This is a genomic window from Rhizobium deserti (assembly GCF_004358025.1).
Taxonomy (GTDB): domain Bacteria; phylum Pseudomonadota; class Alphaproteobacteria; order Rhizobiales; family Rhizobiaceae; genus Neorhizobium; species Neorhizobium deserti.
The window spans coordinates 20,946-35,578 of record NZ_SMTL01000002.1; the positions used below are offsets into that span (position 1 = coordinate 20,946).

General features: G+C 59.9%; 12 protein-coding genes. 8 read left to right on the plus strand and 4 right to left on the minus strand.

The annotated features are described in order from the left end of the window. Window positions 1-90 precede the first annotated feature (90 nt). The 4 genes from E2F50_RS06485 to hspQ all read left to right on the plus strand — a co-directional run bounded on the left by E2F50_RS06485 (window position 91) and on the right by hspQ (window position 3,330). Entirely contained in the window at window positions 91-429 is a 339-nt protein-coding gene (locus E2F50_RS06485; RefSeq protein WP_011975544.1) for a P-II family nitrogen regulator, read from the plus strand. Between the two features lie 57 nt (window positions 430-486). Beyond that, window positions 487-1,896, plus strand: coding sequence for a type I glutamate--ammonia ligase (gene glnA, locus E2F50_RS06490; RefSeq protein ID WP_133315288.1), 1,410 nt, complete (start codon window positions 487-489; stop codon window positions 1,894-1,896). A 92-nt stretch (window positions 1,897-1,988) separates the two neighbouring features. Continuing rightward, window positions 1,989-2,912, plus strand: coding sequence for a DMT family transporter (locus tag E2F50_RS06495; RefSeq protein WP_133315289.1), 924 nt, complete (start codon window positions 1,989-1,991; stop codon window positions 2,910-2,912). An 88-nt stretch (window positions 2,913-3,000) separates the two neighbouring features. Further along, window positions 3,001-3,330, plus strand: coding sequence for a heat shock protein HspQ (hspQ, locus tag E2F50_RS06500; RefSeq protein ID WP_133315290.1), 330 nt, complete (start codon window positions 3,001-3,003; stop codon window positions 3,328-3,330). 91 nt (window positions 3,331-3,421) lie between these two features. Here hspQ and E2F50_RS06505 read toward each other — a convergent pair whose 3' ends face one another. Continuing rightward, complete coding sequence (locus E2F50_RS06505; RefSeq protein WP_133315291.1) at window positions 3,422-4,078, minus strand: invasion associated locus B family protein; 657 nt, start codon at window positions 4,076-4,078, stop codon at window positions 3,422-3,424. Between the two features lie 277 nt (window positions 4,079-4,355). On the opposite strand from E2F50_RS06505, the gene E2F50_RS06510 reads away from it, so the two are divergent. Genes E2F50_RS06510 through E2F50_RS06520 form a run of 3 tightly spaced genes read left to right on the plus strand, consistent with a single transcriptional unit; the run spans window position 4,356 to window position 7,832 of the window. Continuing rightward, window positions 4,356-6,161 carry an extracellular solute-binding protein gene (locus E2F50_RS06510; RefSeq protein WP_133315292.1) on the plus strand — a complete coding sequence of 602 codons (1,806 nt, stop codon included), beginning with the start codon at window positions 4,356-4,358 and terminating at the stop codon, window positions 6,159-6,161. Window positions 6,162-6,198: 37 nt separating this feature from the next. Then, window positions 6,199-6,870, plus strand: coding sequence for a DsbA family oxidoreductase (locus tag E2F50_RS06515; protein ID WP_133315293.1), 672 nt, complete (start codon window positions 6,199-6,201; stop codon window positions 6,868-6,870). 20 nt (window positions 6,871-6,890) lie between these two features. Next, window positions 6,891-7,832, plus strand: coding sequence for a DMT family transporter (locus E2F50_RS06520; protein ID WP_133315294.1), 942 nt, complete (start codon window positions 6,891-6,893; stop codon window positions 7,830-7,832). Between the two features lie 53 nt (window positions 7,833-7,885). Here E2F50_RS06520 and mfd read toward each other — a convergent pair whose 3' ends face one another. Then, window positions 7,886-11,404, minus strand: a complete 3,519-nt coding sequence (mfd, locus tag E2F50_RS06525; RefSeq protein ID WP_133315295.1) for a transcription-repair coupling factor — start codon at window positions 11,402-11,404, stop codon at window positions 7,886-7,888. Next, window positions 11,401-11,730 carry an FAD assembly factor SdhE gene (locus tag E2F50_RS06530; protein ID WP_133315296.1) on the minus strand — a complete coding sequence of 110 codons (330 nt, stop codon included), beginning with the start codon at window positions 11,728-11,730 and terminating at the stop codon, window positions 11,401-11,403. The genes mfd and E2F50_RS06530 overlap by 4 nt, the downstream gene beginning before the upstream one ends. Before the next feature lie 90 nt (window positions 11,731-11,820). Between E2F50_RS06530 and recG the strand changes: the two genes are divergently transcribed. Next, complete coding sequence (recG, locus tag E2F50_RS06535) at window positions 11,821-13,929, plus strand: ATP-dependent DNA helicase RecG (RefSeq protein ID WP_133316354.1); 2,109 nt, start codon at window positions 11,821-11,823, stop codon at window positions 13,927-13,929. A gap of 3 nt (window positions 13,930-13,932) precedes the next feature. Here the strand turns inward: recG and E2F50_RS06540 are convergent, their stop codons facing one another. After that, entirely contained in the window at window positions 13,933-14,631 is a 699-nt protein-coding gene (locus tag E2F50_RS06540; RefSeq protein ID WP_133315297.1) for a DUF502 domain-containing protein, read from the minus strand. Window positions 14,632-14,633 lie beyond the last annotated feature (2 nt).

Genomic DNA, 14,633 nt, shown 5'->3' on the forward strand with positions numbered 1-14,633 from the left:
ACTGTTCCAGGAGTTTGGCACGATACCTGCATCGGCACCGCCGAGCGGGCACATGCCTGCAATTGGGGAGAAGCGGAGAGTTGGTTTCTCATGAAAAAGATCGAAGCGATCATCAAGCCTTTCAAGCTGGACGAGGTGAAGGAAGCCCTTCAGGAGGTCGGCCTGCAAGGTATCACTGTCACGGAAGCCAAGGGTTTCGGCCGCCAGAAGGGACATACGGAACTCTACCGGGGCGCAGAATACGTGGTGGATTTTCTGCCTAAGGTGAAGGTGGAAGTGGTGCTTGCAGACGAAAATGCGGAAGCGGTCATCGAGGCCATCCGCAATGCGGCGCAGACTGGACGGATCGGAGACGGCAAGATATTCGTGTCCAATGTGGAGGAAGTCATCCGCATCCGTACGGGAGAGACGGGGATAGACGCTATCTGATTACCCTAGGCTCACCGCCAGGGTTCATCGTCATCTTACATTCGAGGAAAGGTCAAAATGACGAGCGCCAGCGAAATTATGAAACAGATCAAGGAAAACGACGTCAAGTTCGTTGACCTTCGCTTTACAGACCCGCGCGGCAAGCTGCAGCACGTGACCATGGATATCGCGTCGGTAGACGAGGACATGTTCGCCGACGGCGTCATGTTCGACGGCTCTTCCATTGGCGGCTGGAAAGCCATCAACGAGTCCGACATGGTTCTCATGCCCGACGTCGCCACCGTCCACATGGACCCGTTTTTCGCGCAGTCGACCATGGTGATCATCTGCGACATCCTGGACCCCGTCTCCGGCGAGGCCTATAACCGCGACCCGCGTGGCACGGCCAAGAAGGCGGAGGCCTATCTCAAGGCTTCCGGTATCGGCGACACGATTTTTGTTGGCCCTGAACCGGAATTCTTTGTTTTCGACGACGTGAAATACAAGGCCGATCCGTACAATACAGGCTTCAAGCTCGACTCGTCGGAACTGCCGTCCAATGACGACACGGATTACGAGACCGGCAATCTCGGCCACCGCCCCCGCGTCAAGGGCGGCTATTTCCCCGTCCCTCCGGTCGACAGCCTGCAGGACATGCGCTCCGAAATGCTGACCGTGCTCGCCGAAATGGGTGTTGTCGTCGAAAAGCACCACCATGAAGTGGCCGCTGCCCAGCACGAACTTGGCGTCAAGTTCGACACGCTGGTGCGCAATGCCGACAAGATGCAGATCTACAAATATGTCGTGCATCAGGTCGCCAACGCCTATGGCAAGACGGCAACTTTCATGCCGAAGCCTATCTTCGGCGACAATGGTTCGGGCATGCACGTGCATCAGTCGATCTGGAAGGACGGCAAGCCGACCTTTGCAGGCGACGAATATGCCGGTCTGTCAGAAAGCTGCCTGTTTTATATCGGCGGCATTATCAAACACGCCAAGGCGATCAATGCCTTCACCAACCCGACAACGAACTCCTACAAGCGTCTGGTCCCGGGCTATGAGGCACCGGTGCTCCTGGCTTACTCGGCGCGCAACCGTTCGGCCTCCTGCCGTATTCCCTTCGGCTCCAATCCGAAGGCCAAGCGCGTCGAGGTCCGGTTCCCGGATCCGGCCCAGAACTCGTATCTCGGATTTGCGGCCATGCTGATGGCCGGTCTCGACGGCATCAAGAACAAGATCCATCCCGGCAAGGCCATGGACAAGGATCTCTACGACCTGCCGCCGAAAGAATTGAAGAAGATCCCGACGGTCTGCGGTTCGCTGCGCGAAGCGCTCGACAGCCTCGACAAGGACCGCAGGTTCCTGACCGCAGGCGGGGTCTTCGATGATGACCAGATCGATGCCTATATCGAGCTGAAAATGGCGGAAGTCATGCGTTTCGAAATGACCCCGCATCCGGTCGAATTCGACATGTATTATTCGGCCTGATCGCCGTCAGTTGCAATAACTTCCGGCGGGCTCCTCGGGCCCGCCGTTTTTCATTCCCGCGGGTCATGCCGCCATCAGCCGGAAACATCGTCATGCCTCCAAAGCGCGATCGCCCGCCGCGTCCAGTCGATTGGCTCGTCTTCGCCCTCGTTCCGGTCTTTTTCTCGAGCAACCTGATATTCGGGCGCGGCGTCATCGGCGAAATCGGCCCGTTCATCACCGCCTTTATCCGGTGGGCCGGCTCGACGTTGATCATGCTGCCGATCCTTTACAGGGATCGGGATGCGGCTAGGCTCTTCGTGTCCAAGCATACATGGCTCTGGCTGTGGCTTGGCTTCCTGAGCATCGGCATATGCGGCGGTTTCGTGTATTGGGCACTGACGCTGACGACGGCTTCCAATGCGACGCTGATCTACAGCACGTCCTCGCTGTTCATCATCCTGCTGGAATGGCTGTTTACCGGGCGTGCGATCGGTTATCGGGAAATCGCCGGCATGGCTGTCGCCTTTGCCGGCGTTGCCGCCATCGTGCTGCGCGGCGATTTTTCTGCCTTGGCCCACATGGATTTCAACCTCGGCGATCTCGGCATCCTGGTCGCGGCAATAGCCTTTGCCATTTATTCCGTGCTCTTGCGGCGTCCGGCTGCGCGGTCCATCCGGCCGCTATCGCTTTTCGGGCTGATCGCCTTCTCCGGTTCGCTTCTTCTCGCTCCGCCCGCCTTGTGGGAGCTTTTCCACGGAGGCCTGCTGCCGCACACGATTTCCGCCTGGTCGAAGATCGCCGGCATCATCCTTTTCGCATCGCTTGCCGCATTCTTCTGCTTTCAGCATGCAGTCCAGGTTTTTGGTCCGGCGACGGCGGGCACGACTCTTTATCTGATGCCGCCGATTTCCATTCTCATGGCCGTTGTGTTTCTTGGTGAGAGCTTCGAAAGCTATCACGGGCTTGGCATCATGCTGGTTGTTGGCGGCGTGCTTCTTGCGACAGTCGGATCCCGCAGACCGCAGAGATCCTGATACGCTGGAACGTTCACGTGCGGTCCGCATTAGTCCCTTGATGACCGAGGCTTTTATTCCCACATAGGATGCGAAAGGATATCGCACCATGAAACAGCGCAACGCCAAATTTACCATCGGAGAAGTGGTCCGCCACAAGGTATTTCCCTTTCGCGGCGTGGTTTTCGATGTGGATCCGGAATTCTCAAACAGCGAGGAATGGTGGAATGCCATTCCTTCTGAAATCCGGCCCAGCAAGGACCAACCCTTTTATCATCTGCTCGCCGAGAACGACGATACCGAATACGTCGCCTATGTCTCCGAGCAGAACCTGGAACATGATGGAAGCGAGCAGCCGCTCCGTAATCCTCAGGTCTACCAGATCTTCGATTGCGGTCCGAGCGGCCGGCTCAAGCCGAAGGTTATCCTCGCCCATTGAGACGAAAGCATTCGTTCATAAATAAAAGCGCCGGCTCAAGGGCCAGCGCTTTTATTTGATGATTGAAGAGCTTCTAGCAGCTAAGGGGAAGTTACTGCCCCTGCTTGGCCGCGTTCTGGGCTTCTTCGAGCTTCTTGCGAGCTTCTTCAGCCTTCTTCTGCATTCCCTCTTCCAGGCTGCGCTGGCTTTCGGCAAGCTGTGACTGCGAGATGGCCGGACCATCGAAGGCGCCCGTGAAGCCGCCTAGGGAAACCTTGATCGGGTTCGGGGCGCGACGGAAGTTGATCGAGGTGAAGACCACATCCGTGCCCTTCTTGAGGCTGGCGATCATGGCATCGGTCAACGGCACTTCTGCCGTGCACTTGTCCGGCAGGCAGACGGCGTAATCGAGCTTCTGGCCCTTGCCGCCATCGATCTGCATCACGACGCCCGGAGGCACCAGACGTGCGGTCGGCACGGAAACCTGGAGGATCTTGCGGTTGACCTTGCCTTCCACGGTGATGAGGCCGATCGCGGTGATCAGCTGGCCGTTCTGAGCCAGGATAACGTTCTGAACGACGCAAAGATCGCTGTCGTCCTGCTTGGTGCAAGTCTTGAACCAGCCGAGCGGAGGAGCGCCAGGAGCCGCGCCAGCTGCAGGGGCGGCAGCATTCTGTGCCAGGGCTACAGCCGGCAGCGCGCTTGCAGCCATTGAGAGGGCCAAAGCAGACATAGCCGTCCGCAGAACATTGGTTGCCTTAAGCTTCATAACGAAATCCGTCTCCTGAAATCCGTTGGGCGCGGCCAGATGCCGTTAATCCCGCGGGCGTCCTACTGCCTGTCACCTGTCGTTCAAATGAGGCAATTGAATGACCCGCCCTTGGGCCATTCTGTTACATCGCGGCTCTTGCGATATCCAGCCTTTCTTTCGCAATTTTTGACGATAGCTTAACAAGCATGGTCAATCTTCGAGGTTGGACGCGGTTGGTGGCACCGGGCGCATGCGCTATTTTGCCCGAATCAGCGGCACTTATCAGGATGGCTCGATGCGGCATCTTTTTCTTTTCATGACTGTTTTTCTGTCCGCCGCTCCGGTCATGGCCGAACCTCTTCATGGGATCGCCATGCACGGGTCTCCTGCCCTGCCTGCAGATTACCCCTACCTTCCCTATGTAAACCCGAACGTCAAAAAAGGGGGCCGAATCAACTACGGGGTCGTCGGGACCTTCGACAGCCTCAACCCGTTCAACCTGAAGAGCATCCGCACCACAGCGCGCGGAATTTGGGACAACATCTTCGGCAATCTTGTCTATGAGACCTTGATGGTGCGATCCGCCGACGAGCCGTTCACGCTCTACGGACTTCTGGCGGAGAGCGTCGAATGGGATGACCAACGCAGCTTCCTGCAGTTCAACCTGAACCCAAAGGCGAAGTGGTCCGACGGACAGCCTGTGACGCCGGAGGATGTCAAATTCTCCTTTGAAGTTTTGCGGGACAAGGGTCGCATACCTTTTTCCACGCGGCTAGATGGCGTCGAAAAGATGGAGATCGTCGGCGAGCGCAGCATCCGCTTCACCTTCAAGGAGAAGACTGACCGCGAGTTTCCGCTGATCATCGCCGCCTCGACCCCTATTCTACCCAAGCACGCCATCGACGCCGCGACTTTCGATCAGTCGACGCTGAAGCTGCCGGTCGGCTCGGGCCCCTATCTGGTCAGTTCCCTCTCGCCCGGCGAACGTATCGTCTACAAGCGCAATCCGGATTATTGGGCCAGGGACCTCCCCGCCAAGATCGGTTTCGACAATTACGATCAGATCTCCGTCGAATACTTCTTGCAGGAGAACACGCTGTTTGAAGCCTTCAAGAAGGGCGCCATCGACATCTATCCCGAAGGGAGCCCGACCCACTGGGCGCGTGCTTACGATTTTCCGGCTGTCCGCAGCGGCGAAGTCATCAAGGAGACGTTCAAGCCGCAGCTTCCCACTGGCATGCTGGGTTTCGTCTTCAATACGCGGCGACCGGTCTTTGCCGATGTCAACGTTCGCGCCGGCCTCTCACTGGCCTTTGATTTCGAGTGGGCCAATAAAAACCTTTTCCAGAACGCCTATACCCGCACCGAAAGCTTCTGGCAGGAATCGCCCCTTACCTCGCTTGGAACACGTGCAGACACCCAGGAACTGGCTCTCCTCGATGGTATAAAAAGCCGTATTGCGCCGGCCATCCTCGACGGAAGCTACCGCTTGCCTCGAACAGACGGATCGGGCGCCGACCGCAAGGTCCTGCGCCAAGCTGTCGAGCTTTTGAAGCTGGGCGGCTACACGATCAAGAGCGGCCGGATGTCGGATCCATCGGGTCGCCAGCTCGCTTTTGAGGTGATGACGCAAACCCAGGACCAGGAGAAGCTCGCCATCGCCTATCAGCGGACTCTGAGGATGATCGGCGTGGAAATGGCAATCCGCACCGTTGACGATTCGCAGTATCAGGCGAGGTCTGGCAACTTTGACTATGACATGATCGTCAAATCCTACCCCTCCTCGCTTTCGCCGGGGATCGAGCAAGTGGGGCGCTGGGGATCCGCTTCTCGCAACCGGCAAGGCAGCTTCAACTTTGCCGGGGTGGCCGACCCGGACCTGGACAGGCTGCTGGAAACGATGCTGAAAGCGCGCAGCAAGGAGGATTTCGAAGCGGCGGTTCGCGCCTATGACCGCATGCTGATCGCCGGGCATTATCTGGTGCCGCTCTATCACGTGGCCGATCAATGGGTGGCACGCCATAAACATATCGACTATCCGAAAGCTCTGCCGCTTTACGGCTACCAGCTCAACACTTGGTGGGATAAGAGGGCGCAGTAAAGGCGCCATCGCCTCGATAGAAAGAAAGGACGCTGCCATGGAGCGTGTAACTGTCGACGTCGTGTCGGATATCGTCTGCCCCTGGTGCTACCTGGGCAAGGCCCGACTGGAGCTCGCCATTGCCGAAGTGCAGGATGAGGTTGGCGTCGATGTCAATTGGCGACCTTACCAGCTCAATCCGGACCATCCGCCGGAAGGCGTCGATCATCAGAATGATCTGATCAGCAAGCTCGGAGGCAAGGATGCGGTGGAGCGGGCACACGAAACCCTGACGGCTCTCGGCAAGGAAGTCGGCATCAACTACAACTTCGAGGCTATCAAGATCGGTCCCAATACGCTCGACGCTCATCGCCTTCTTCATTGGGCGATGATGGAGAACCGCAACATTCAGGATCGCGTCGCCAATGCCCTCTTCAAGGCGAATTTTGAAGAGGGCCGCAATATCGGTGATCATGGGGTTCTCCTGGACATTGCCGAACAAGCTGGCCTTGACCGCAAGTTGATCGAGAACCTGCTGAAGGGCGATGCGGACAAGGATACGGTGCGCTCGGAGATTGATGCGGCACGGACCATGGGCGTGACGGGCGTGCCGTTCATGATCATCGATGGCCAATACGCGATCAGCGGCGCCCAGACGCCGGATGTCCTGATCGGCGCTCTGCGTGATATTGCAGCGCTGAAGGCAGAAGCCCGCAAGGCGATGAACTAAACAGACCCGGAAGCCGTCCAGTGCAAAAAGACCAGACCCTCAAGGGTGTCCTCCTCGCCTTTGTAGCCTTCGCGGCCTACGCTTGGAGCGACGCCAGCGTCAAGATGATCGACGGCCATCTGAGCCCTTATCAGTCATCCTTCCTCGGCGCTGTCTTCTGCCTCGTCGGCCTCCCCTTCATCATGAAATCCGGCGACCGCTGGACCGATATCATCAAGACCACAAACAGGCCGCTTTGGCTCCTGCGCTTCGTGGCGCAAGCCGGAGGCACGATTGGCAGCGTCACCGCCTTCACGCACCTGTCCATGGCTGAAGCGTTTGCGCTGATTTTCCTGCTTCCGTCCTTTGTCACCATCATGTCCGTCTTCTTCCTGAAGGAGAAGGTCGGCGTGAAGCGTTGGGCGGCCGTGCTGATCGGCTTCGTCGGGGTCATGGTGGTGCTCCGGCCTGGCTTCCGCGAATTGTCGATCGGCCATCTCGGCGCCGTGTTCGGTGGCTTGAGCGGCGCCATCTCGATCGTCGTCTTGCGTGCCATGGGGCGCCGCGAAAAGAATATCTCGCTTTACGGCGCGGGCGTCCTCGGCACGCTGATCGTCTGCGGTGCTCTCGCTATTCCCGGCTTCCAGATGCCCACGAGCCTGCAATGGGCCTATCTCGCCGGCTATGGGCTGCTTGCCGCCTTTGCAGCCATCCTGGTCATGTACGCCGCTAATTACGCGCCCGCCACCCTCATCGGGCCGACCCAGTACAGCCAGATGCTCTGGGCGGTGCTGTTCGGCTACCTCGTCTTCGGCGACACGGTAGACCTGCCAATGGTGATCGGCATCCTGCTCATCGTTGGCTCAGGCCTGCTGACGCTCGCGCGTGAACGGGCGCGTGGTACGCCCTTGCCTCCGGCACTCGGCAGCGATGCGCAGGCGGCCGCCGTCATCGCCCCGGAAGAAATTCCGAACACTAAGTAGCGCCAGAAGGGGGCAAGAGGGATCGGGCGCTTCAACGAGAGGCGCCCGCCCGCTCAAGTCTTTGCAAGCTCCGCGAACTGCGTCATCACCTGCGCTGCAGCGGACAGCCGCTTTTCCGGTGACGGCAGATCGCGGGTGAGGAAGACGCTGTGGTCCGGCCGGATCTTCGCCATCGTGCCCTGTTTGGCGATGTAGCCGACCAGATTTGCCGGATTGGGGAACTGCTTGTCGCGGAAGGAAATGACGATCCCCTTCGGACCGGCATCGACCTTCTCGACATTCGCCTTGCGACAAAGCGATTTGATGTAGACGACCTTGAGCAGGTTCTGGACTTCCACCGGCATCGGCCCGAACCGGTCGACCATTTCCGCACCGAATCCGTCGATTTCCGAAAGCTCGGTAACTTCACCCAGGCGGCGGTAAAGACCCATGCGCAGATGTAGGTCAGGCACATAGGTTTCCGGGATCATCACCGTTATGCCAACCGAGATCTGCGGCGACCAACCGGTATCAGTGATCTCGTCGTCACCCTTCACCTCGGCAACCGCCTCCTCCAGCATCTGCTGGTAAAGCTCGAAACCGACCTCCTTGATATGACCCGACTGTTCTTCGCCAAGTAGATTGCCGGCGCCGCGGATATCGAGATCGTGGCTCGCAAGCTGGAAGCCAGCGCCGAGCGTGTCGAGCGATTGCAGCACTTTCAGGCGCCGCTCTGCCGTCGTCGTCAGCGGCTTGTTGACCGGCAGTGTGAACAAAGCAAAAGCGCGCATCTTCGACCGACCGACGCGGCCACGAAGCTGGTAGAGCTGCGCCAATCCGAACATGTCCGCCCGGTGGACGATCAGCGTATTGGCCGTCGGAACGTCCAAGCCGGATTCCACGATCGTCGTCGAAAGCAGCACGTCGTATTTGCCGTCGTAAAAGGCGTTCATGATGTCCTCGAGTTCGCCGGCGGCCATCTGCCCGTGGGCAACCGCGACCTTGAGTTCGGGGACATCCGATTGCAGGAAGGCCTGAATTTCACCGAGGTCTGCAAGGCGGGGGCAAACATAGAAGCTCTGGCCGCCGCGATAGTGTTCGCGCATCAGAGTCTCGCGGATCACCAGGGCATCAAAGGGCGAGATGAAGGTCCGGACCGCCATGCGGTCGACCGGGGGCGTGGCGATCAGCGACAGCTCCCGCACGCCGGTCATCGCGAGCTGCAGCGTGCGCGGGATCGGCGTTGCCGACAGTGTCAGGACGTGCACGTCGCTTTTCAGCTCTTTCAGCTTCTCCTTGTGCTTGACACCGAAATGCTGCTCCTCGTCGATGATCAGGAGACCCAGATTGGCGAGTTGGATGCCGTTTCCCAGAAGAGCATGGGTGCCGACGACGATATCGATCTTGCCTTCGGCGAGCTCCTTCTTGGTCTGCGCGAGTTCCTTTGCCGGCACCAGGCGGGAAGCCTGCGCCACCTTGATCGGCAGTCCACGGAAGCGCTCGCGGAAGGTCTTGAAATGCTGGCGGGCAAGCAGTGTCGTCGGCACAACCACCGCCACCTGGGCACCGTTCATGGCCGCGAAGAAAGCGGCCCGCAGCGCCACCTCGGTCTTGCCGAAGCCAACGTCGCCGCAGACCAGCCGGTCCATCGGCCGACCGGCGCCGAGATCGTCACGGACGGCTTCGATGGCATTGGCCTGATCGTCGGTTTCGTCATAGGGAAAGCGAGCGGCGAACTCGTCGTAAAGACCTTCCGGCGTGGTCAGAACCGGTGCGCGACGGACCATGCGGGTCGCCGCGATCCGGATCAGGTCGCCCGCCATGTCCAGCAGCCGCTTCTTCAACTTGGCCTTGCGGGCCTGCCAGGCCCCGCCGCCGAGCCTATCGAGCTGTGCTTCTGCCGCATCCGACCCGTAGCGCGACAGAAGATCAATGTTCTCGACGGGCAGGAAGAGCTTTGCCTGATCGGCGTAATGCAGTTCAAGACAAGCACGCGGCGCGCCCGCCGCCTCGATCGTCACAAGGCCGACGAAACGCCCGATGCCGTGTTCGGCGTGGACCACGAGCGAGCCCTCGTCCAGCCCCGCAACCTCGGTCAGGAAATCGGCGCCTCGCTTGCGGCGCTTGCCGCGCCGGACCATGCGATCACCTAGGATATCCTGCTCGCCGATAACGGCGACATTACCCGTTTCGAAGCCCCCTTCGAGGCTGAGCACTGCCGAGGCAGCCTCACCTTTTTCCAGCTTGTCGAGATCGGCGAGCCGATCGATCGGCTTGATGCGCTTCAGGCCATGCTCGTCCAGGACTTGGAGAAGGCGGTCGAGCGAGCCAGCGGACCAGCCGGTAACCAGAACCTTGAAACCTTCCGCCCGCTTGTCGGCAATGTGCTTGACCACGAGGTCGAAGATGTTGGTTCTTTCGGCTTCGTCGCGATTGCCGGAACGGTCTTCTGTCTGGGATTTTGCCCAGCGCGGTCCGGCATGAGCGTCCAGTGTCACCATATGGCGACCTTCGGCTTCCATTTCGTTGAAGGGCGTCAGCCGCAAGGCGTTCGAATCGTCAAGCGCCGCCGCAAAAGCCTTGCTGTCCAGGTAAAGCTGCCCGGGCGAGATCGGCTTGTAGGGTGCCGACTGAGCCGCAGCACCCTTACCCTGCGTTCCGCTATCGCGCCGCGCCTCGTAGTAATCGAGGACGAGCTTGGAGCGCTCATTAGCAGCCTCGCGGGCCGTATGGTCGGTGACGATCCGAAACCCCTTCAGATAGTCGAAGGCAGTCTCCAGCCCATCGTAGAAGAGTGGCAGCCAATGTTCCATGCCGGCATAGCGCCGGCCTTCGGATACCGCCTGATAGAGCGCATCGTCGCGCGTTGCGGCACCGAACATCGAGAGATAATTCTTGCGGAACCGGCTGATCGTATCGGGCGTCAGCGTCACTTCGCTCATCGGGTTAAGATCGAGCGACCGCGCCTGCCCTGTTGTCCGCTGGCTGGCCGGATCAAAGGAGCGGATCGTTTCCAGCGTATCACCGAAGAAGTCCAGCCGGACCGGCTCCTCGGTTCCCGGCACAAAAACGTCCAAAATGCCGCCGCGAACCGCAAACTCGCCCACTTCGCGTACGGTAGAGACACGGTCAAAGCCGTTCCGCTCAAGGCGGGCGGCGATATCGTCCATACGGATCTGGCTGCCGGGTTTGGCGGAGAACGCCAGGCTCTCAATGATCTGCGCCGGTGCGATCTTCTGCAGCATTGCATTGACGGTCACAAGCACGATGGCCGCATGCGGTTTTCGGGCATGCGATATGAGCCCCGAAAGCGCCGACAGTCTCCGCGCGGAAACATCCGCACTGGGTGAAACGCGGTCATACGGCAGACAGTCCCAGGCGGGGAGCGTCATCACCGGGATATCCGGTGCCACGAATGACAGCATCTGCTCGAGATCCGCCATGCGCTGCCCGTCCGACATGACGAAAGCAACCGACTGGCCAGCCCGTGCGAGTTCGGCAAGAATCAGAGGTTCCATACCCGGCGGCACGTTGCCGAGCGTCAACGGACGGTCGGCCTCGGCAATTCGTTTTGCGTTAAGCCCAGAAATCATTGTGGTTTTCCGAGCCTCGCTTCCAAGGAGGCCTTGGTGACCGGATCGAAGTCCGGTTTATAGGCGGCAACCCGTGCAAAAAGCGGCGTGTCCCTTTCCTCGGGCAGGACCTGTGCGCCGGTGATCCAGGCGTGCAGATCGTGATCCTCTTCCGCCATGATCGCTTCGAATTCGTCCAGTTCCACATCCGACAGACCGGCAATCTCCGCTTCGGCAAAGCTGCCGAAAACCAGGTCCATCTCGCGGATGCCGCGATGCCAGCAGCGATAAAGGATGCGCCGGCGGCGGGGGTCGAGATCCGCGCTGGTACGCGATAGTCCTGTCATGTCGGTGGTCCTTGTTTGGCGTTCATATAGGACGGAATTCCGCCTTCGTCACCTTGCCAAATGGTCAAAATCCAGCGCATTTTGCCGGCCATGCGTCCCGCCATTCTCGATCCATTGTTTTCGCCCGTCGCCTCACTTTCTGGAGTGGGACCAAAGCTGGCGGAGCTGATTGCGCGTGTCACCGGCCGCGAGGACGCAGAAGACTGCCGCATCGTCGACGTCCTGCTTCACGCTCCGTCATCGCTGATCGACAGGCGCAACCGCCCAGGGATCGCGCTTGCACCGCAGGGCGCCATCGTCACGATCGAGGGTCGCGTCGACCGGCACCAACCGCCACCGCCCGGCAAGTCCAACATGCCCTACCGCATCTTTCTGCATGACGAGACGGGCGAACTGGCGCTGACGTTTTTCCGTGCCAAGGCGAACTGGCTGGAAAAGCTGCTGCCGATCGACGAGAAGGTGATGGTGAGTGGCAAGGTGGACTGGTTCAATGGCCGGCCCTCCATGGTTCATCCGGATTTCATCGTCAAATCGTCCGAGGCGGAAGCACTGCCGCTGGTGGAGCCGGTCTACCCGCTGACGGCAGGGCTCGCGCCGAAGGTGCTGCGCAAGGCGGTGGAGGGTGCTGTTGCCCGTCTCCCGCAATTGGCGGAATGGGCGGATGCCGCCCTCACCTTACGTCAGGGCTTCCCTTCCGTTACGGACGCCTTCCGAAAACTTCATGATCCGCGTGACGAGACGGATATGGATCCGCAATCGCCGCCACGTCGGCGGCTCGCCTATGACGAGTTCCTGGCAGGACAGGTGTCCCTGGCGCTGGTCCGCCAGCGCGTCCGGAAAGTGGCCGGCACGCCCATCCATGTGGAAGGAAATCTGGCGAAGGCGATTGTCGCCGCCCTTCCATTTTCGCCGACGTCCAGCCAAACCGCCGCCGTCGGCGACATCCTCAAAGACATGGCCGGCGAAGACCGGATGCTGCGCCTTTTGCAAGGTGATGTCGGTGCGGGCAAGACATTGGTCGCGCTGCTTGCCATGGCGGCAGCGGTCGAGGCCGGTGGCCAGGCAGTCCTGATGGCGCCGACCGAAATCCTGGCCCGCCAGCATTTTACGACGATCTCCAAGCTTGGCGGCGCGGCCGGCATATCGGTCGAAGTGCTGACAGGCCGCACGAAGGGTCGCGAACGAGAGCAGATTATCGAGCGCGTCGCCTCCGGCGAAGCGCAGATTATCATCGGCACGCACGCACTTTTCCAGGATTCCATCAGCTACCACAAACTGCTGCTGGCAGTGGTAGACGAGCAACATCGCTTCGGCGTGCATCAGCGGCTGCGCCTCACCGCCAAGGGCGTATCGCCGCATATGCTGGTCATGACGGCGACGCCCATTCCCCGAACGCTGGTGCTGGCCGCCTTTGGCGATATGGACGTTTCCAAGCTGACGGAAAAGCCGGCCGGGCGAAAACCTATTCAGACGGTAACAATCCCGACCGAGCGCATCGGCGACATCGTCTCGCGGCTTCGCGGCGCCTTGGCCGAAGGCAAGAAGGCATACTGGATCTGCCCGCTGGTCGAGGAATCCGATGTTTCCGACTTGATGTCGGCAGAGGAGCGGCATGCGGTGCTGGCCAAGGAACTTGGGAGCGCCAATGTCGGGCTCGTCCACGGGCGGATGAGCGGGCCGGAAAAAGATGCGGTCATGGCTGCCTTCAAGACGGGCGAGATCAGGCTGCTCGTCGCAACCACCGTAGTCGAGGTGGGCGTCGACGTGCCGGATGCGACGATCATGGTGATCGAACATGCCGAGCGCTTCGGGCTCGCGCAACTTCACCAGCTCCGCGGCCGGGTTGGGCGTGGGGAGGAAGCTTCAACCTGTATTCTTCTCTACAAGGGACCGCTGAGCGAAACTGGCCGGACAAGGCTTTCCGTCCTGCGTGACAGTGAAGACGGATTCTTGATCGCTGAAGAAGATCTGAAGCTGCGCGGAGAAGGTGAAGTGCTGGGCACGCGCCAGTCCGGTACGCCCGGTTTTCGCATCGCTAGCCTGGAAGCACATGCGGATCTCCTGGAGATCGCCCGTAAAGATGCGGGCTATCTGCTGGAGCGCGATCCGGAACTGACCAGCGAACGCGGACAGAACATGCGTGTTCTGCTTTACCTGCACCGGCGGGACGAGGCGATCCGGTTCTTGAGGGCAGGCTGAGATCTATTCGCTGACCTGCCCCAGGGGCGGCACGAGCACCGGCGTCGTCATTGTTTTTGAGGTGTATTCCGGCGCAATCAAACCGCCCGATATCAGCAGCTTGGCGCCCTCCTCAGGCGTCATGTCGAGCACGATAATCTTGCTTTTCGGTACAAACATCAGGAAGCCTGCCGTCGGCACGGGCGTCGGCGGCATGAAGACCGCCACCATTTCCTCGCCTTCGGCATTGAGCTTAGCGGCGATTTCGCCCTGTGCATCGCCGGAAATAAAGACCAGCGCCCACATGCCGGGGCTCGGAAACTCGATCAGCCCGCACTTCTTGAACGAGGTGGACTGCTCCTTGAGTACCGTCTCCAGGATCTGCTTGACGCTCCTGTATATGGTGCGGATCAGCGGCATGCGCTGCAGAATAGATTCGCCGAAGCTGACGATCGTGCGGCCGATCAGGTTCTTGCCAAGAAAACCGATAATGGTGATGCACACCATGGCGATCAGCAGGCCGGTACCCGGTATGGTGATGTTGAAATAATATTGCGGGTCATAGCGCTGCGGAATGTAGGGCGTGACCCAGCTGTCGGCCCAGTCGATAAAGGTGAAGGTCAGCCAGATGGTGATCGCCAAGGGGGCGCAGATGATCAGCCCGGTAAGGAAGTTGTTCCGCAGGCGACCGGCCAGTGATATCCGCTCTGGACTATCGTTCATCG

What these genes read in the sequence shown, in the direction of transcription:
- E2F50_RS06515 (WP_133315293.1), top strand. Translation starts at nt 6,199, where the DNA reads ATGGAGCGTGTAACTGTCGACGTCGTGTCGGATATCGTCTGCCCCTGG.
- glnA (WP_133315288.1), top strand. Translation starts at nt 487, where the DNA reads ATGACGAGCGCCAGCGAAATTATGAAACAGATCAAGGAAAACGACGTC.
- E2F50_RS06530 (WP_133315296.1), bottom strand. Translation starts at nt 11,730, where the DNA reads ATGACAGGACTATCGCGTACCAGCGCGGATCTCGACCCCCGCCGCCGG.
- hspQ (WP_133315290.1), top strand. Translation starts at nt 3,001, where the DNA reads ATGAAACAGCGCAACGCCAAATTTACCATCGGAGAAGTGGTCCGCCAC.
- recG (WP_133316354.1), top strand. Translation starts at nt 11,821, where the DNA reads ATGCGTCCCGCCATTCTCGATCCATTGTTTTCGCCCGTCGCCTCACTT.
- E2F50_RS06540 (WP_133315297.1), bottom strand. Translation starts at nt 14,631, where the DNA reads ATGAACGATAGTCCAGAGCGGATATCACTGGCCGGTCGCCTGCGGAAC.
- E2F50_RS06495 (WP_133315289.1), top strand. Translation starts at nt 1,989, where the DNA reads ATGCCTCCAAAGCGCGATCGCCCGCCGCGTCCAGTCGATTGGCTCGTC.
- E2F50_RS06510 (WP_133315292.1), top strand. Translation starts at nt 4,356, where the DNA reads ATGCGGCATCTTTTTCTTTTCATGACTGTTTTTCTGTCCGCCGCTCCG.
- E2F50_RS06485 (WP_011975544.1), top strand. Translation starts at nt 91, where the DNA reads ATGAAAAAGATCGAAGCGATCATCAAGCCTTTCAAGCTGGACGAGGTG.
- E2F50_RS06505 (WP_133315291.1), bottom strand. Translation starts at nt 4,078, where the DNA reads ATGAAGCTTAAGGCAACCAATGTTCTGCGGACGGCTATGTCTGCTTTG.
- mfd (WP_133315295.1), bottom strand. Translation starts at nt 11,404, where the DNA reads ATGATTTCTGGGCTTAACGCAAAACGAATTGCCGAGGCCGACCGTCCG.